The sequence below is a fragment of the Bradyrhizobium sp. 172 genome, from assembly GCF_023101065.1.
GTDB classification, from domain to species: domain Bacteria; phylum Pseudomonadota; class Alphaproteobacteria; order Rhizobiales; family Xanthobacteraceae; genus Bradyrhizobium; species Bradyrhizobium canariense_D.
This window is the reverse complement of the sequence record NZ_CP064701.1, coordinates 2,636,315-2,653,058: the sequence shown is the minus strand read 5'-3', so window position 1 is coordinate 2,653,058 and position 16,744 is coordinate 2,636,315. Positions and strand designations below refer to the sequence as shown.

Genomic DNA, 16,744 nt, shown 5'->3' with positions numbered 1-16,744 from the left:
CCAAGTTGGTAGGGTGTCGATGGATTTGGCGGATGCAGCCGGCATTATCGCATCTCCGCTCCCGCCACCCTTAGGTGGCGCGCACCTCTCCGCCGTCAGCTCAGCGAGCGTCTCATTTCGTAGGCGGCTATGAATGTTGTCAAATTGCGCACTTGGAAAGCAAAGGATGAGCACGATCACTCGGCTGTACTGATCACGGATGCCTACGCAACCGTGGCCATTGCTTCTGGACGCTGGCATTTGTGTTCATAAATCTGTCATCATCTCTTGGTTGAAGTTACAACCTAAAGCTGAGGTCGAAAGATTCTTGGCCCGTCGAAAATGTGGTCTTGTTCGGCTCTCTGGGATGAATATCAACGCATCAAAGGACGGCGATACTAACCGCGCCACCATCAACAACGTCGATCTCCATCATCTCCGATCCGCAGTCGCCGCGGCCGATTGCGGTAGCTTCCGACGGGCTGCGGAACTGCTCTCCGTTCGCCATTCGGCGCTCAGCAGGTCTATCAAGCACTTCGAGCAGTCCATCGGGATGATGCTGTTCGAGCGTTCGAGCAGCGGAGTGAGGCTGACGCCCGCCGGTCGAAATGTCTTGCGGGCTGCGAGAACTATCCTGGAGCAGATCGATGCCCTTATGAAAACGCGGACATCCAGCGGTGGGTGCGAACCAGAATACCTGCGCGTGGGGTTTTGCACATCTATGTCAGCAGGCAATTTGCGCGCCACATTGCTGGACTTCAAGCGTCGCTTTCCGGCTATCGAACTAGTCACGGCGGAACGATCAAAAACTGGCTTAACGACGGCTCTCCGGAACGGCAGCCTCGATCTTCTTTTCCTTACGGGCGAGGTGCCATTGCCGGGCAACCATGTTTGGCCACTTTGGAGTGAGCGGGTGCTCATTTCCTTGCCTCAAGATCACCCGATGGCTGCACGCGATAGTATCTACTGGACCGACCTTAGGAATGAGAAGGTTTTGTTGAGCCAACACGATCCCGGGCCGGAACTCGAGGACTTGCTGACATCCAAGCTCGTATGCGCTGACCGACCGAGGATAGAACGGCACGATGTCAGCAGAGGTATCATCAAAAGCCTCATCAGCATGGGCCTTGGGATTAGCCTGGTCATGGAGTCGGAGACGGGCGCGACTTTCCCTGGCTTGGTCTACCGCGAACTGCGCGATGGAACAGGAGCTAGCAGGATTGGCTTATCCGCACACTGGCGACCTGATAACGAAAGCCCGGCCCTACTGAGCCTCCTCACACTTTTGGGTGAACGCTATCCTGCGCTTAATTCTCGCGAATAAATCGCACGCCGTACCTTCGCAAAGCCGCGATCCGTGGCCATGAAGCGCGCCAGCATGGGCGCTATCAGCTTTGCCGGATCGACGCGCTGCCCGCTTTCGATTGCGAGGGCCTCTGCATAGGCGACGAGATCCCGATGCACTGATGCTGGAATCTCAGTGGTGACCTTGACGGGCTTGTCGTCGGGCAGTGCCCCTATTCTAAGCTTGGGCAAACCGTTAGCCTCCGTATAGCGCAAGTACGAGGTCACGATTGACAAGGACACGAACCGGAAAACCAGGCCGCACGGTCAGAGTCGGCTGAATGTTGAGACTGCGCCGAACCACCTGCTGTCCGGTCTGGTTAAGGGAGTCGGAGGCGCCGTGTCGCAATGCCTGGATGATTGCGCTGTCGTTGCTGTTGGCGTCCGAGCCGGCACCTAGTTCGGTCCCGACCGCCAGAAACGTCGATAATGCCGCAGCCTTGAATAGCTCACCCCAGTGATTGTCGAGCTGGTCTTTGAGGCCTGCATACCCGGCGGTATCAGCGCCAGGCTGCCGCTCGAGAACAATCGAACGTCCATTTGGCATGATCAGGCGTGTCCAGACGAGCAGTACACGTGACTGGCCGAAGGTGACCTGACTGTCGTACATGCCGATCAGACGCGCTCCCTGAGGCACAAGCAGAAAGCGCCCGGTCGGCGTGTCGAAAACATTTTCGGTCACCTGCGCTGTAACCAAACCGGGCAGGTCCGATCGGATTCCGGTGATCAGGGCTCCCGGAATGACCGTCCCAGCCTGCACGATATATGGCGAAGCCGGCCTGGTGACGCGGTCAGAGCTAATTGTGCGACGATCCACAGAAGCGTTCACGAAGGCAAGTTTGCGGTCCTGCCCGTTCTGCTCGTCGCCACTGCTTGTCGCGTTCGGCGGCATGACGCGGTCGCCTCCAGCTGCCGTAGCGGCAGGCGGACGCACTTCTCTGCCATTGGTCGAAGCGAACAGATGGCTGATACGGGCCGCCTCGCTCTCTTGATCCCGGCGCTGCTGTTCCGGGTCTCCACCGGTCGTCGGCGACTGGCCTTGAGCGGCAAGGATCGGTCGACCGAGGTCGCCTGGGAGCGGCGGACCAAGCTGCGGCACGGTTTGGCGTGAGACTCCAGTGTAATCCTTCGGCAGCGCCTCGATACCATCGGCAAGATTGTGATGATCCGTGCTATAGAGCTCGTCGGGCGCGTGGCTGCGTGGGCGATTGCTTTGCAATGACCACAGTACAGTTCCGCCGATAACCAGCAGGGCAACCGCGCTTCCTCCCGCCAGTACCTTGCGAGACAATCGGGTGACCCGCGGAGGTTCGGCTCGGAGCCGGAAGCTCACGGAGTGCTCCTCCGGTGTTTGCGGCGGAATGCCCCCGTTAGGATTGTTTTCGTTCTGCGCGTTCATGACGACGGCCTCCCGTCAGTCCTGACAATTCTGACCTTCTGCTGATGCTCACCCCCGAGCCGCAGTTCTGCGGCTGCAAACAGCCGGTCTACGATCAGCACATTGCCGTGCGCGCGGTAGTTGACGAGCTCGGTCTTCCCGTCAGGACCGATGACAAAGAGTGGTGGCATCTCGCCCTGGACGATCCCTTGCGGGAATTCGATATAGACCTTTCGGCCGTCATCATACGCGGCGAGCGGCCGCCAGGGCGGACTGTCGCCCTCGATCGCGTAACGAAAGACGCGCTGGGCTGGATCGGGAAGAACGGGTCTTAGCGTCGCCGATCGCGATCGCTCGCGAACCGTTTCCGGATAGTACCAGGCAATGGATGGCATGTACGGCCGCTCGCGGGAGCGGAGCTCGATCAGGTAGGTGCGCCGGTCGGTATTGACGACAAGATTGGTCTCGATCGAGGCCCGGGTCGGCTTCACCAGAATGTGGACGCGACGCGTATCCCCGCTCCCGCTCTCAGTATCTCCCACCACCCAGCGCACGGTATCTCCGGCCGCGATCGGTCCGGATCCCGTCAATTGCTCTCCCTCTTCCAGCGCGATGTCCGTGATCTGTCCGGGGGCGGCGTAGACCTGATAGAGTGCCCCCGGACTGAAGGCGTAAATCTGCGCCGCGTTGAAGTATCCCCTTTTGCGCGGCTCGACTCGCGCCGCGCTATTTGCGGTCTCAACCCGGCTCACGGGTTCAGCCTCTTCCTTGGCCCCCGCCTTGCCGCCGAGAACGGGTTTCCAGAGCGGCGGAAGGTGAAGGGGCTGAGGTCGGTCATCGAGTGCCGCTGGAGGCGCTGGCAACGGCGGGACCTCCGCGTCATAGCTGATTTCCGGCGGAATGTAGGTCGCGCACCCGGCGAGGGCCGATGTGCCAAGCAGCAAAGCTGGTAGAAGGGCTCGCCTCAAAGCCGCGAGCTTGCACCTGCTCGAGTTGGACCTGCGGTATTGGATCGGCCCTTTTGAACACATGTCACGCGTCGTCTTGTTCACTGACCCAGCTCCTTTGACCAGTTGATGGCGTGGACGTAGACACCAAGGGGATTCTTGCGCAGGCGTTCGGCATCGCGCGGCGTCTCGATTGCCACCGTGAGAATCGCGGTCCAGCGCTCCGTCGCACTCAGGGAACCGTTCTCGTAAATGCGTTGGGTCCATGCGACCCGGAAGCTCTCTGAAGACGCACGGATGACGCTCGACACATCGACCGAGATCTGCGCCTTGCCCAGCTTGGCAAAGGGGTCGTTGTTGCGCGCGAAGTCGTTGAGCGCAGCTGCTCCGCGATCAGTGGTAAAGTCATACGCTCTAAGCCAGTTCTGGCGCAGAACGATGCCGTCAGCCGGCAAGCCTCTGACGTCCTCGATGAAGCGCGCCAAATGGTAGGCGATCTGGGCGTCCGTGGGCTGATAGTCGATGTTGGCTGGCGCAACCCGTTGAGTCTGGCCCAGGCGATCGACCTCGACGACCCAGGGCGTGATTGATCCCTGTGCTGATTGCCAAACAAGTCCGCCGGCCAGGCCGCCCGAGAGCATGAGGCAACCAAAAGCCATCAAGCGCCAGTTCTTGGCCTGCACGCGCGCCGATCCAATGCGTTCGTCCCAGGCTTGCGCTGCTTTTTGGTAGGGCGTGACCGGTTCGGGCATACGCCCGTAGTGAACGGAAGGTCGTCTGAACATGGATAGTTGCCCCTGAGATCGAGTGATTGGCTTGAACTGGTGCGGCGTGCCGTTTGAGGCCCTGCTGGCAACGGGCGGTAAATTGGCGGTTGGCTGGTTGTCAGCGCTCTCCTTCGGAGAGATCGACAGACGACCCGCTGCCGCCATGATCACCAGAGCGAACAGCATGACCGGCCGCGGAGGCGCCGTGCCGAATGGTCTGGGCCCGCTTCATGCGGCGCGCCCAATCGGGCTGCCCCTCGGTGGACGTACTCGCGGCCGGCTCGCTCGGTTGTCCGCTGCTGGTGAATGCGGCCGCGGCTCGACGTAACGGGCTCATCACAGCCGAGCCACCCGCCCCCGCGACACCAGCAAGGCCGCCGCTTCGATACGCCGCCGATGCGCCACTCACCATTGCAGCGCCACCACGCCCTGCACCGGCGAGCGCACCACCCGCGAGACCAGCGCCACCCGCGGCAAGGCCGGCACCTGCCGCAATAACACCGCCGGCAGCAAGGCCCGTCCCAATCGCGGCGCCGGCGCCGAGCTGGGGTCCGCCCGACACCAGGCCGTTTGCGATTCCGGGACCGAAGATGCCGAGACCCAGCAAGGACAGCGCCGCGAGCACCAGGGTCATCGCATCTTCGATTGTAGGCTGCGCGTCGCCCAAACCCGCCGTGAACTGTGAGAACAGGGTTGAGCCAATGCCCACGATAACGGCCAGGACCAAGACCTTGATCCCGCAGGATATGACGTTGCCGAGCACACGCTCTGCCGCGAAGGCCGTCTTGCCAAACAAGCCAAAGGGAATGAGCACAAAGCCGGCCAGTGTCGTAAGCTTGAACTCGATCAATGTGACGAAGAGCTGGATCGCCAAGATGAAGAAGGCGAGCAGCACCACGACCCACGCGAACAGGAGAACGACGATCTGCACGAAATTCTCGAAGAAGCTGATGTAGCCCATCAGGTTCGAGATCGAATCCAGCATCGGCCTTCCGGCATCGAGCCCGACTTGGGCGATCTTTCCCGGCCGCAGGAAGTCTGATGCGGAGAGGCTTGAACCGGACGCTTTCAAACCAAGCCCGGCAAAGCTCTCAAAAACGATGCGTGCCAGACTGTTCCAGTTGCCGATCAGATACGCAAATATGCCAACGAATAGCGTTTTCTTGACGAGACGCGCGATGATGTCCTCGTCCGTGCCCCAACTCCAGAATAACGCGGCAAGCGTGATGTCGATGGCCGCCAGCGTTGTCGCGAGATACCCGACCTCGCCGCCCAAAAGCCCGAAGCCGTTGTCGATATAGCGGGTGAATGTCTCGAGGAACTGGTCGATGATGCCGGTGCCGGTCATGGCTTAGCTTCCCCGGGCACCCCGACGGACGGATATTCTTGCGGCATCCGGCTCTGATCCTTTGGCACGGCTGTCGGGCCGGTTACCGCAGCGGCAGCACCGTCCCGCCTGACAAAGAAGCGACGGCGGTTTTCGGCCCAGACCTTCTGGCAATGCTGATAGTCCGCTGCATCTTCCGCAGAGACGGTGCGGCAGCGCGCAAGCTCGGAACGATCGACGTCCTTGGTCTGCTCTGCCGTTGGTGACGCAGAGGTTTCTTCCCCGCCACGGAGGTGAATTGCGCAGCCCGCGACGGCCAGCACCCCGACCGACACGAGTAACGATAGTGCCTTGAATGAGCCTGTCTCAGTCATCAGTGGAACATCCGCACGTCCTGGGATTGATAGCCCTGCCCCGGCGCCAGAAACCGCCGGAGCTGTTCGCGCCCCTGGTCTTGGGCTGCCGCGCGCTGGGCCGCTTCAAGGCTCTGGGCCCTGCCCTGTGCCGCGACAAGTGGCGGTGAGGTCGGCAAGCTGCTGCGCCTGAAGTGCGAGGATCTGGTTGCCGGCCTGGGTCGCCTGTAGGGCGCCGCTGGCGCCCTGGCTCGACGTCACGAGCGCCGATGTCTGGACGCGATTGGTGTCGAGATTGCCGACGACACCGGCCTGGACCCGGAGGGCGTCCTGCAACGCGGCGACCGAGTTTTGCCAGCGGGATTGGGCGTTGCTGATCAGCAGCTGGCTGGATTGGCTGCCGCTGGCAGGCGCATAGCTGGTCGAGAACGCACGGTCGATCTGCTGGACGTCGTAGGCGATGCGCTGGGCCTGGGCCAGCAGCTGCTGGGTCCGCTGGATCGAGGATTGCAGTTGCTGGAGCGAGGAATACGGCAGGCTTGCCAGATTCCTCGCCTGATTGATCAGCATTTGCGCCTCGTTCTGTAACGAGGTGATCTGATTGCTGATCTGCTGCAGCTCACGCGCGGCAGTCAGCACGTTCTGGACGTAATTGTTGGGATCGAAGACGATCCACTGCGCTCGAGCGGGTGCCGTGACGCAAATCGTCAGGGCGATCGTGCCAGCCGCGGCGAATAGGCCAAGGCGTCTCATTGCGACTTCTCCAGATTGACGAGACTCGGAATCAGGTCCGTGGCCCAGGCGGCGCCGCGATGCTGGAGCCAGGCCGGCACGAAGCCATCAGGTCCATGCTCGGCGAGGAGCTGTGCGATGGCCGCCTGGTCCGTCTTGGAGGAGGCTGCGGTGAATGCGAGCGCAACTTCGCCAAGCCCGAGTTCGAACATCCGGTTGCCGCGGCGAGATTGGCAGTAGTAGTCACGCTTGGGCGTTGCCCGGCTCAGAAGCTCGATCTGACGATCATTGAGGCCGAAGCGACGGTAGATGGCCGTGATCTGCGGTTCGATCGCCCGCTCGTTCGGCAGCAACAGACGCGTCGGGCAACTTTCGATGATCGCCGGCGCGATCGCCGAACCATCGATGTCCGAAAGCGACTGGGTGGCGAAGATGACGGACGCATTTTTCTTGCGAAGCGTCTTTAGCCACTCGCGAAGCTGGCCGGCAAAATCCTCGTCGTCGAGCGCGAGCCAGCCTTCATCGACAATGAGAAGCGTGGGACGCCCGTCGAGACGATCTCCAATGCGATGAAACAGGTACGCCAGCACGGCTGGCGCCGCGCTCGTTCCGATCAACCCTTCGGTCTCGAACGCCTGAACCGAGGACTCGCCAAGGCGCTCGAATTCGGCATCAAGCAGCCGGCCAGAAGAACCGCCGAGGCAATAGGGTTGCAGGGCGCGTTTCAGGGAGTTCGATTGCAAGAGGACCGACAGGCCCGTAAGCGTACGTTCCTCCCTCGGCGCTGACGCGAGAGACGTCAGTGCCGACCACAGATGGTCCTTGACCTCTGGGGTGATCTCGACCTTTTCCCGTGCCAGGATCGCACCGACCCATTCGGTGGCCCATCCGCGCTCGGAAGCGTCGTCGATCCAGGCCAGCGGCTGCAACGCGATCGCTTGATCGCCTCCGTCAGACAAGGCACCACCGAGATCATGCCAATCGCCGCCCATGGCGAGCGCGGCCGCGCGGATCGATCCACCGAAGTCGAACGCAAACACCTGGGAGTTCGGGTAACGGCGGAATTGCATTGCCATCAGCGCCAGCAGGACGGATTTGCCAGCACCTGTCGGCCCCACCACCAGAGTATGGCCGACGTCACCGACGTGAAGCGAAAACCGGAACGGGGTTGAACCTTCAGTTTTGCCAAACAGGAGCGGCGGACCGCCAAAATGCAGATCCCTCGCCTCGCCCGCCCACACAGCCGACATCGGAATCATATGGGCGAGGTTGAGGGTCGAGACCGGCGGCTGCCGCACATTGGCATAGACATGCCCGGGCAGACTGCCGAGCCAGGCTTCGACGGCGTTGACCGTCTCGATCATGCAGGTGAAATCGCGGCCCTGAATGACCTTCTCAACCAGACGGAGCTTTTCATCGGCGGCACCGGGGTCGGAGTCCCAGACCGTGATGGTCGCGGTGATAAAGGCCTGTCCGATCTGGTCCGAACCCAGTTCCTGTAGCGCCGCGTCGGCGTCCAGCGCCTTATTGTGGGCGTCGGTATCGAGCAGTGTCGACGCCTCGTTAGTCATCACCTCCTTGAGGATCGCGCCAATCGACTTTCGTTTGGCAAACCACTGCCGCCGGATCTTGGTCAAAAGCTTGGTGGCATCGGTCTTGTCGAGCATGATCGCGCGCGTCGACCAGCGGTAAGAGAACGGCAGGCGATTGAGATCATCCAGAATTCCTGGCGTCGTCGCGCCCGGAAAGCCAACGATCGTGAGAACGCGCAGATTGGCTGATCCCAGCATCGGCTCTAGCCCGCCGGTCAGCGGCTGGTCCGCCAACAACGCATCGATGTACATGGGAATTTCGGGCACGCGAACCCGATGACGCTTGGTCGAGATCGTCGAATGCAGGTAGGTCAGCGTGGTCTGATCATCGAGCCATGCGCATTCGGGCATGAATCCTTCCAGAAGTCCGAGTACGCGGCTGGTTTGATCGATAAAGCCGCGAAGTACCTCGCGAGCATCGGCTCCAACGGTCCGATCGCGCCCTTCATAGAGCAGTCGCTCTGCCTTGGCTGCGCCCTCCTCTGGAGGCAGATAGAGGAAAGTCAGGAAGTAGCTGGACTCGTAGTGGGCGCCGGCCTCCTCGAACTGGGCCCTGCGCTCGGCGTCGACCAATGCAGATGCAACATCCGGAAATGTGCTCGGAGGATAGCTGCCGGCAAAATGGCGCTGCGCCTCAACGAACACGGCCCAGCCGGAACCCAGGCGGCGAAGTGCGTTGTTCAGACGACCGGCGACCGCGACAAGTTCAGCTGGCACCGCGCTATCGAGGTCGGGTCCACGGAACTTCGCTGTCCGCTGGAACGAGCCATCCTTGTTCAGGATGATGCCCTCGTCGACGAGGGCGGCCCAAGGCAGGAAATCGGCAAGACGCGCATTGGAATGGCGATATTCGGCAAGGTTCATCATGACCGAGAACTCAGAGGTTGAGATGACCGGGAATGCGCAGATGTCGCCGCACGACATCCACAAAGGCGGGATCGCGCCTGGCGGCCCAGACGGCGCCCATGTGGCCGATGAACCAGAGGACAAGACCTGCGATCCAGAGCCGCAGTCCGAGTCCAAGGGCGGCCGCCAACGTGCCGTTGACGATGGCGACCGCCCGCGGCGCACCGCCCATCAGGATCGGCTCGGTAAGCGCACGGTGAACCGGCACGACAAAACCTGCGACCGCCTCGTCCATCAGATCACCACGCCGCCGCCGAACGAGAAGAACGACAGGAAGAAGCTCGAGGCGGCGAACGCGATCGACAGACCGAACACGATCTGGATCAGCCTGCGAAACCCGCCGGATGAATCGCCGAAAGCGAGGGTAAGGCCGGTTACGACGATGATGATAACGGCGATGATCTTGGCGACAGGGCCTTCGACCGATTGCAGGATCTGGTTGAGCGGCTGCTCCCATGGCATGTTCGAGCCGGCCGCCCATGCGGGCGCCGTCGTCAGTACAACCTGGCTGGCAATCGCCAGCAAAGCAGCTTCTCGGGGAATACGGAATCGTGGACGCATGTCAGTCTCCTGCTGGTGAAAGGCTGTAGTCGCCGGCGGCGCCAAGCCCTGTAACAAGGGCGAGTTCTGCGAGGCGACGATCGGCGCCGCGCCCCGCAAGCACGGCGACGAGGTTGATGGTCTCGGCGATCAGGGCACGCGGAACCGTGATGACCGCTTCCTGGATCAGCTGCTCAAGACGCCGCAGAGCGCCGAGCGCACTGCCTGAATGAATGGTGCCAATGCCGCCGGGATGACCGGTGCCCCACGCCTTGAGAAGGTCGAGAGCTTCGGCCCCGCGGACCTCGCCGATCGGGATGCGGTCAGGACGGAGGCGCAGCGAGGAGCGGACGAGATCCGACAGCGTGGCTACGCCGTCCTTGGTCCGCAGCGCTACAAGATTGGGCGCCTTGCACTGAAGTTCGCGCGTGTCTTCGATCAGAACGACCCGATCGGAGCTCTTTGCCACCTCGGCCAGGAGCGCATTCGTCAACGTTGTCTTGCCGGTCGATGTCCCACCGGCGACAAGGATATTCTTACGAGCGGCGACCGCACCCTTCAGGATTGTGGCCTGCTTCGAGGACATGATCTCTCTGGCGACGTAGTCGTCGAGCGTAAAGACGGCGACAGCGGGCTTGCGGATCGCGAACGCCGGAGCTGCCACGACGGGAGGCAAGAGACCTTCGAAGCGCTCCCCGGTTTCGGGCAATTCGGCCGAGACCCGAGGCGCGCCGGCATGCACCTCGGCGCCGACGTGATGCGCCACCAGGCGAACAATGCGCTCGCCATCTGCTGCGGACAAAGTTTCGCCTGTATCGATCAAGCCGCTCGACAACCGATCGATCCACAACCTCCCATCCGGGTTCAGCATCACCTCGATGATCGTTTCATCCTCGAGGTAGCTGGCAATCGCCGCGCCAAGCGCGCTACGCAGCATTCGCGCACCGCGCGAATTCGCTTCCGATTGGATGGAATGGATTGCCACCGACGTCCCCACCGAATGAGGACCTCCACAGCGGGCCCTCAGGTGGGGATGATTAGAAAAGGCATCAATGGGCTTGGCGCAACGAGCGCTTTCGGTGATGGTAGACTGGCGTAGAAAAAGAAAGACCGAGAACCGATGTTTGAGGCTTACTCAATCGCACCGGGTCGCTTGCGAGTTGCTGCTCACCACTCGGCCTCATCATACGCGCTCATAGTATGACCGTGGCGCCGGCGCTATTCATTCAATCACTGCAACGTCCGCCTGCGGTGTGATCGGGCCAAAGCGCTATACGCGACTGCGTATATTAATATCCTATACGCGATGTCGTATATTTATCGATATACGCATCCACGTATATTGACATTTTATACGCGTTCCCGTATCAAGCTCCAATGGAAACGATCGCTCGCACCCCGCAGCAGCTTGGCGCCGCCATTAAGCGGCACCGCCGGCAAAAAAAACTCACCCAGGGCGGCCTAGGCGACGAGATGCACGCGCGCCAAGCGACTGTTTCGAAGCTGGAGGCCGGCGCACCAGCGACGCAACTGCGCATCCTCATGGATGCGCTGGCCGCGCTCGACCTGGAACTGGTCCTCCGACCACGCACGAAGGTGTCGGCCAAAGCCATCGAGGATCTGTTCTGATGGGACGCCGTCCTATCCGAGCGCCTCTCAACGTCTACCTGAACGCTCGTCTGGTCGGGCGGCTGCGGCGGGAGAGCAGCGGCGCCATCGATTTCCAATACGACGAAGCCTGGCTGGGATGGGAGAACGCCATCCCGGTCTCGGTATCGATGCCTCTACGCGAAGACCGCTATATCGGTGACCCCGTCATTGCAGTCTTCGATAACCTGCTTCCCGATAACGACGACATCCGCCGGCGTGTCGCCGAACGCGCGCATGCCGGCGGAGCCGATGCTTACAGCCTGCTTTCCGCGATCGGCCGCGACTGTGTCGGCGCCCTGCAGTTCCTTCCGGATGGAACGGCACCCGGAGCGGCGGGCGCGATTGACGCTCGCGTCGCGAGCGACCAGGACATCGCGGCGATCCTTGCCAATCTCGCCAACAATCCGCTCGGCATCGGTCCCGATCAGGAGTTTCGTATCTCTCTGGCTGGAGCCCAGGAAAAAACCGCCCTTCTCTACTGGAAGGACAAGTGGCATGTGCCGCACGGCACGACCGCCACCACGCACATCATCAAACCGCAGATCGGCAGGTTACCGAACGGCGTCGACCTGACCCACAGCGTTGAAAACGAGCATCTCTGCCTGAAGCTCGTCGCCGCGCTCGACTTGCCCGTCGCCAAGTCGCGCATCGTTGATTTCGCGGGCCGGCGCGTGCTCGCCATTGAGCGCTTCGACCGCACATGGGCGCACGACGGACGACTTCTGCGCCTGCCACAGGAAGATTGCTGTCAGGCGCTTTCCGTCCCGCCCGGGCGCAAATACGAATCGGACGGCGGCCCGGGCATCCGAAATATCTCTGATCTCCTCAAAGGCAGCGATACACCGGCGACCGACCAGGCGACCTTCTTCAAGGCACAAATCGTTTTCTGGCTTCTGGCGGCTACTGACGGCCACGCCAAGAATTTCAGCATCCACCTCTCGCCCGGCGGACGATTCGTCCTCGCGCCGCTGTACGACATCATCTCAACGCAACCGAGCCTCGATGCCAAGCAGATCACGCAAAACCAGATGAAGCTCGCCATGGCGATCGGCAATAGTCGCCACTACGTAGTACACACGATTCTCGGCCGACATTTCGTGCAAACCGCAAGGACTTGCGGCCTGCCCGACAGCGTGGTTCGCGGTATCATCCAAGAGCTCGCGGATACGGCTGGCACGAAGATCGACACAACGATTGCGAAGCTGCCGAAGGATTTCCCGCAGGCGATGGCAGAATCCATCGCGACCGGCGCCAAGCGACGCCTCGACAGCCTCGTCACGATGGAGAGTGGCGCTTAGGTCGCGCGCGTCACCACTCCACCTCGCCGTCCGATTGCTCGCAGAAAATGCTCGCTTCGACCACGTCGAAAGCACTGACCGGCATGGTGGAAGGGACTGAATTCATCCAGCAAGCAAAGGATTGGATCCAAGGTAGCCCGAACCAAACCAACGCCGCGATCTGCAGCGCTGCGTTGAGACTGAACGCGACTTGATAAGCCAAGATCGACCTATGGCCATCGTTCGTGGACCATTGCTCCAGGATCAGTCCGGTCGCATATTGTGCCAGAAAAGCCCAACCAAAGTGCAAGACGTTCAAGGCGCCATTGGCACGGCTGGCAAGCTCCGACGGAAAGTAATCAGCTATAACGGCAAAGCTGACCACAGTTGCCGTTCCGATGATTGCGACAACCGACCAGGGCAAGATGGACGGCAGAGGTACTCGCAGGATCAAGGCTAGCTCGGCTGCGATAAATAGCACGGCCACCATCGCGAATATCGTCTCAGCCGTGAGGCCTGTTCGTTTGACGTGATGGATCGTCATACCGAACAACCAGGCACCGCCGCTGAGTACGATCGACATGATGAACAGCTGTCTGACGAGGCCTGCGCGATCGAGGCCCTCCACGTCTGCAAGCCACGGTGATGCCCACAATCCCTGCAGCGACCAAGCTGAACCAACGCAAGTCGCCGACAACGGGGCTATCCGCCAGAAGCGCCTGTCGCTGAAAACGGATCCCAGGGTGGCGGAGGCTGGTGCTTTCGATGGGATAACGCGTTGCTCAGGAACTACGACATAGATGAGGATCGCTGTGGCACCGGTCGCAGCCGCCAGGACCTCAAAGAGCTGCCGCCGGCCCATCCAAGCGAGCAGGTGTTCGAGGGGAACTGTGGCGGTCACCGCTCCTAGTGATCCCAGCATGATCATGTAGCCGTTGAGCAAGGCAACTCGCTCCCTGGGGAACCAAAGGATGATGGACTTAAGTCCTGCCGTCAGCGCCCCCGCGACGCCAAGCCCGATCATCGCACGCGCGATCAAAAACGACAGGAAGCCGGTCGATACGGCGAACAGTCCGGCGCCCAGTGCTGCGAACCAGAGCAGCGCGCTCTGGACCCGACGCGGACCAAAGCGGTCCAACAATATACCGACGGGGATCTGAGCCGCCGCGAAGACCAGGAAATAGACTGACGTAAGCAGTCCGAGGTTGGCTGACCCAAGCCCGGCATCCGAGCTGAGATGACTCACGATCAAAGCGTTGATCGTCCGAAACAGATACGAAAGATAGTAGCCAGCAGCAAACGGTAGAAATACGCGCACGGTGAGACGCCACGTCCTTGTAACTTGCATGCCGGCCTTCTTGCTCATCAAGTCATTCGAGCCGATAGCGCGTTCAGCTTTTTATAGGCTCGGCTAAATTGCTGCGGTCGTAGGCTGGCGTAGAAAAAGAAGGGTTCGCGCGATGGCGGATTGAGAGCGATCAGTCAGGTCCGCCGGCGGGCTCCTGACGGACGATATCTTCCGGTATCTCACGCAGAAAGCTCTGCCCCTTTTGCAAACGACGCCCGAGCGCCTCGACAAATCCTTCAAACCGCTCCCGGCCTTTTGCCTGTGCAGCCGCCTGCGCGTCGTTCGGTAGCGGTGGCGTAACCGTCAGCCAGAAACGGACAAAGAGAGCCAGGGTCTCAGCCGTTAAACCGACGTCTCGCTCCAGTCTCTGCAGCTGACGCGACAGTCGATCCAGGCGACGGGTAAACGCCGCCTCCCGCCTGTCCGATCCATCCGGCGACAGAAACGAAGCAACGGCCGCCTCCACGATCGCAGACCGGGAGAGCTTCTGGCGATCGGCCAGATCCGAGATCTGCTTCAGAAGCTCTGGCGGGAAATACACGTTCATCCGGTCGCGCATATTGCCTCAGAGCTCCATGCCGTCATTCGGGTCCATGGCGGCTTGACGGGCGACGCCGCGCATTTGCTGACGGAGAAGCCGGACGCCGCGCATTTGCTGACGGAGAAGCCGGGACTGGCGGACCGCGTCCTCGTCGTCGTCAAGAACGACGGCAAATTCCTCGGCTGGCGTCGGTTCGGCTGTCTCCTTGGCGATCGCGACGTGATCGGGGAGTTCGGGCTCGCGACGAAGGCCGCTATTCGCCGAATCTTCCTCCGCTCGCCCCCTTTCGGTTGGAAGCGACGCCGGCTTGGGCGCTCCCAATGCAGACCATCCGTCCGTTCGCGGTGACCGGCCGGATGCGGCTGGATCGGGCGGCGGCAAGACCCGCTCGGTAAACCGCCGATCTTCATAGTAGCGAGCCTTCCGAGCTCGAATCGGCGGCGTACCGGCCACCATGACGATCTCGTCCGACGGCGAAAGCTGCATGACTTCGCCAGGAGTCAGAAGCGCGCGCGCCGTCTCCTGCCGCGAGACCATCAGATGCCCGAGCCACGGGTTTAGCCTGTGTCCGGCATAGTTTTTCATCGCCCTCATCTCGGTCGCCGTACCAAGCGCATCGGATACTCGCCTCGCGGTCCGCTCGTCATTGGTCGAAAAGCTGACCCGGACGTGGCAGTTGTCGAGGATGGCGTTGTTGGGCCCATAGGCCTTCTCGATCTGATTGAGCGACTGCGCGATCAGGAAACTCTTGATCCCGTACCCCGCCATGAAAGCGAGCGCGGACTCGAAGAAATCAAGCCGCCCAAGCGCTGGGAACTCATCCAGCATCATCAGGACACGATGCCGCCGTTCACGGCCGTGCAAGTCCTCGGTCAGGCGCCGGCCGATCTGGTTCAGCACCAGGCGGATCAGCGGCTTGGTCCGCGAGATGTCGGAGGGTGGCACCACCAGGTAAAGCGTCGTCGGCCGGCTATCAGCGATCAGATCTGCAATCCGCCACTCGCAACGTCGGGTCACCTGGGCCACGACAGGATCCCGGTAGAGCCCGAGGAACGACATGGCAGTGGACAAGACGCCGGAGCGTTCATTCTCGGATTTGTTGAGTAGTTCACGTGCGGTCGAGGCGACCACGGGATGGGGGCCATGCTCGCCGAGGTGTGGCGTGGTCATCATCGCCTTCAGCGTCGCTTCGATCGGCCGCTTCGGGTCCGACAGGAAGGCGGCCACGCCAGCCAAGGTCTTGTCCGCCTCGGCATAGAGGACATGGAGAATGGCGCCGACCAGGAGCGAATGACTGGTCTTCTCCCAATGGTTCCGCTTGTCGAGCGAGCCTTCGGGGTCGACCAGGACATCGGCCACGTTCTGAACGTCGCGAACCTCCCACTCCCCACGACGGACCTCGAGAAGCGGATTATAGGCTGACGACTTTGGATTCGTCGGATCGAACAGCAGGACGCGGCCATGCCGCGCGCGAAAGCCGGCGGTCAGTTGCCAGTTCTCGCCCTTGATGTCATGAACGATGGCCGAGCCGGGCCAGGCCAGCAGCGAGGGAACGACCAGGCCGACACCTTTGCCCGACCGGGTGGGCGCAAAGCACAATACGTGCTCGGGTCCGTCATGGCGGAGGTAGTCGCGGCCAAGCTTACCGAGCACCACGCCATCTGGACCGAGGAGCCCTGCCGCTCGAACCTCTCCCGCATCAGCCCAGCGCGCCGAGCCATAGGTCTCGACATTCTTGGCTTCGCGCGCCCGCCAGACCGACATGCCAATCGCCACGGCGATCGAAATGAATGTCCCCGACGCCGCGATGAAGGCGCCCTCAACAAAGACGTGCGGCGCATAGGCGTCGTAGACAAACCACCACCAAAAGAAGACAGGCGGGTAGTAGACTTTGAAGGCCGCCAGTTCGAACCAGGGACGTCCCAATTCGGGCTGCCAGGCGAGCCGCCAAGCCGTCCACTCGGTCGCGCCCCAGATGGCCAGCAAGACGATCAGGCCGACAACGATCACCTGTCCCCAGAGGATCTTGGTTCCAGACATCGCGAAAGTCCTTTGCGCAACTG

At 61.5% G+C, this 16,744-nt stretch carries 16 protein-coding genes and 1 pseudogene; 3 read left to right on the top strand and 14 right to left on the bottom strand.

Translation table 11 applies throughout. From position 1 onward, the window contains the following. The first annotated feature begins 346 nt into the window (after nucleotides 1-346). Nucleotides 347-1,303, top strand: coding sequence for a LysR family transcriptional regulator (locus tag IVB07_RS12615; protein WP_247361554.1), 957 nt, complete (start codon nucleotides 347-349; stop codon nucleotides 1,301-1,303). Here IVB07_RS12615 and IVB07_RS12610 read toward each other — a convergent pair. From IVB07_RS12610 to trbB, 11 genes and pseudogenes are all read right to left on the bottom strand, one after another. Continuing rightward, nucleotides 1,276-1,515, bottom strand: a complete 240-nt coding sequence (locus tag IVB07_RS12610; protein WP_247364588.1) for a DUF2274 domain-containing protein — start codon at nucleotides 1,513-1,515, stop codon at nucleotides 1,276-1,278. The two genes, IVB07_RS12615 and IVB07_RS12610, sit on opposite strands and share 28 nt — an antisense overlap. 4 nt (nucleotides 1,516-1,519) lie before the next feature. After that, on the bottom strand, nucleotides 1,520-2,722 hold the full coding sequence (locus IVB07_RS12605; RefSeq protein WP_247767697.1) for a TrbI/VirB10 family protein: 1,203 nt from the start codon (nucleotides 2,720-2,722) through the stop codon (nucleotides 1,520-1,522). Next, on the bottom strand, nucleotides 2,719-3,732 hold the full coding sequence (gene trbG / locus IVB07_RS12600; RefSeq protein ID WP_247392692.1) for a P-type conjugative transfer protein TrbG: 1,014 nt from the start codon (nucleotides 3,730-3,732) through the stop codon (nucleotides 2,719-2,721). Before trbG ends, IVB07_RS12605 begins: the two co-directional genes overlap by 4 nt. A 17-nt stretch (nucleotides 3,733-3,749) precedes the next feature. Beyond that, nucleotides 3,750-4,433 carry a conjugal transfer protein TrbF gene (gene trbF, locus IVB07_RS12595; RefSeq protein WP_247403513.1) on the bottom strand — a complete coding sequence of 228 codons (684 nt, stop codon included), beginning with the start codon at nucleotides 4,431-4,433 and terminating at the stop codon, nucleotides 3,750-3,752. A gap of 100 nt (nucleotides 4,434-4,533) precedes the next feature. Further along, nucleotides 4,534-5,763, bottom strand: coding sequence for a P-type conjugative transfer protein TrbL (gene trbL / locus IVB07_RS12590; protein ID WP_247403458.1), 1,230 nt, complete (start codon nucleotides 5,761-5,763; stop codon nucleotides 4,534-4,536). Further along, nucleotides 5,760-6,116 (bottom strand): putative entry exclusion protein TrbK-alt, encoded by a 357-nt coding sequence (trbK-alt, locus tag IVB07_RS12585; RefSeq protein WP_247403461.1) that lies wholly within the window; start codon nucleotides 6,114-6,116, stop codon nucleotides 5,760-5,762. The genes trbL and trbK-alt overlap by 4 nt, the downstream gene beginning before the upstream one ends. Beyond that, nucleotides 6,116-6,848, bottom strand: a pseudogene (gene trbJ, locus IVB07_RS12580) (P-type conjugative transfer protein TrbJ). The gene trbK-alt and the pseudogene trbJ overlap by 1 nt, the downstream one beginning before the upstream one ends. Further along, on the bottom strand, nucleotides 6,845-9,286 hold the full coding sequence (gene trbE / locus IVB07_RS12575; RefSeq protein WP_247403464.1) for a conjugal transfer protein TrbE: 2,442 nt from the start codon (nucleotides 9,284-9,286) through the stop codon (nucleotides 6,845-6,847). The pseudogene trbJ and the gene trbE overlap by 4 nt, the downstream one beginning before the upstream one ends. A 10-nt stretch (nucleotides 9,287-9,296) precedes the next feature. After that, entirely contained in the window at nucleotides 9,297-9,560 is a 264-nt protein-coding gene (locus tag IVB07_RS12570) for a VirB3 family type IV secretion system protein (RefSeq protein ID WP_247403469.1), read from the bottom strand. Next, on the bottom strand, nucleotides 9,560-9,886 hold the full coding sequence (locus tag IVB07_RS12565) for a TrbC/VirB2 family protein (protein ID WP_085394394.1): 327 nt from the start codon (nucleotides 9,884-9,886) through the stop codon (nucleotides 9,560-9,562). Before IVB07_RS12565 ends, IVB07_RS12570 begins: the two co-directional genes overlap by 1 nt. A gap of 1 nt (nucleotide 9,887) precedes the next feature. Next, nucleotides 9,888-10,802, bottom strand: a complete 915-nt coding sequence (gene trbB / locus IVB07_RS12560) for a P-type conjugative transfer ATPase TrbB (protein ID WP_247531068.1) — start codon at nucleotides 10,800-10,802, stop codon at nucleotides 9,888-9,890. 440 nt (nucleotides 10,803-11,242) lie between these two features. Between trbB and IVB07_RS12555 the strand changes: the two genes are divergently transcribed. Both IVB07_RS12555 and IVB07_RS12550 read left to right on the top strand, forming a co-directional pair. Further along, entirely contained in the window at nucleotides 11,243-11,494 is a 252-nt protein-coding gene (locus IVB07_RS12555) for a helix-turn-helix domain-containing protein (protein WP_247403472.1), read from the top strand. Further along, a complete protein-coding gene (locus IVB07_RS12550; protein ID WP_247531069.1) occupies nucleotides 11,494-12,813 on the top strand; it encodes a type II toxin-antitoxin system HipA family toxin in 1,320 nt (439 codons plus the stop codon). Before IVB07_RS12555 ends, IVB07_RS12550 begins: the two co-directional genes overlap by 1 nt. A 10-nt stretch (nucleotides 12,814-12,823) precedes the next feature. On the opposite strand, the gene IVB07_RS12545 is transcribed toward IVB07_RS12550, so the two are convergent. The 3 genes from IVB07_RS12545 to IVB07_RS12535 all read right to left on the bottom strand — a co-directional run bounded on the left by IVB07_RS12545 (nucleotide 12,824) and on the right by IVB07_RS12535 (nucleotide 16,721). Further along, a complete protein-coding gene (locus IVB07_RS12545) occupies nucleotides 12,824-14,158 on the bottom strand; it encodes an MFS transporter (protein WP_247531070.1) in 1,335 nt (444 codons plus the stop codon). 112 nt (nucleotides 14,159-14,270) lie between these two features. Then, entirely contained in the window at nucleotides 14,271-14,699 is a 429-nt protein-coding gene (locus IVB07_RS12540) for a CopG family transcriptional regulator (RefSeq protein WP_027519220.1), read from the bottom strand. A gap of 6 nt (nucleotides 14,700-14,705) precedes the next feature. Further along, nucleotides 14,706-16,721: a conjugal transfer protein TraG gene (locus IVB07_RS12535; RefSeq protein WP_247767696.1), complete on the bottom strand. Its 2,016-nt coding sequence runs from the start codon at nucleotides 16,719-16,721 to the stop codon at nucleotides 14,706-14,708. Nucleotides 16,722-16,744: the final 23 nt, after the last annotated feature.

What these genes read in the sequence shown, in the direction of transcription:
- IVB07_RS12615 (WP_247361554.1), top strand. Translation starts at nt 347, where the DNA reads ATGAATATCAACGCATCAAAGGACGGCGATACTAACCGCGCCACCATC.
- IVB07_RS12605 (WP_247767697.1), bottom strand. Translation starts at nt 2,722, where the DNA reads ATGAACGCGCAGAACGAAAACAATCCTAACGGGGGCATTCCGCCGCAA.
- trbG (WP_247392692.1), bottom strand. Translation starts at nt 3,732, where the DNA reads ATGTGTTCAAAAGGGCCGATCCAATACCGCAGGTCCAACTCGAGCAGG.
- trbF (WP_247403513.1), bottom strand. Translation starts at nt 4,433, where the DNA reads ATGTTCAGACGACCTTCCGTTCACTACGGGCGTATGCCCGAACCGGTC.
- trbL (WP_247403458.1), bottom strand. Translation starts at nt 5,763, where the DNA reads ATGACCGGCACCGGCATCATCGACCAGTTCCTCGAGACATTCACCCGC.
- trbK-alt (WP_247403461.1), bottom strand. Translation starts at nt 6,116, where the DNA reads ATGACTGAGACAGGCTCATTCAAGGCACTATCGTTACTCGTGTCGGTC.
- trbE (WP_247403464.1), bottom strand. Translation starts at nt 9,286, where the DNA reads ATGATGAACCTTGCCGAATATCGCCATTCCAATGCGCGTCTTGCCGAT.
- IVB07_RS12570 (WP_247403469.1), bottom strand. Translation starts at nt 9,560, where the DNA reads ATGGACGAGGCGGTCGCAGGTTTTGTCGTGCCGGTTCACCGTGCGCTT.
- IVB07_RS12565 (WP_085394394.1), bottom strand. Translation starts at nt 9,886, where the DNA reads ATGCGTCCACGATTCCGTATTCCCCGAGAAGCTGCTTTGCTGGCGATT.
- trbB (WP_247531068.1), bottom strand. Translation starts at nt 10,802, where the DNA reads ATGCTGCGTAGCGCGCTTGGCGCGGCGATTGCCAGCTACCTCGAGGAT.
- IVB07_RS12555 (WP_247403472.1), top strand. Translation starts at nt 11,243, where the DNA reads ATGGAAACGATCGCTCGCACCCCGCAGCAGCTTGGCGCCGCCATTAAG.
- IVB07_RS12550 (WP_247531069.1), top strand. Translation starts at nt 11,494, where the DNA reads ATGGGACGCCGTCCTATCCGAGCGCCTCTCAACGTCTACCTGAACGCT.
- IVB07_RS12545 (WP_247531070.1), bottom strand. Translation starts at nt 14,158, where the DNA reads ATGAGCAAGAAGGCCGGCATGCAAGTTACAAGGACGTGGCGTCTCACC.
- IVB07_RS12540 (WP_027519220.1), bottom strand. Translation starts at nt 14,699, where the DNA reads ATGCGCGACCGGATGAACGTGTATTTCCCGCCAGAGCTTCTGAAGCAG.
- IVB07_RS12535 (WP_247767696.1), bottom strand. Translation starts at nt 16,721, where the DNA reads ATGTCTGGAACCAAGATCCTCTGGGGACAGGTGATCGTTGTCGGCCTG.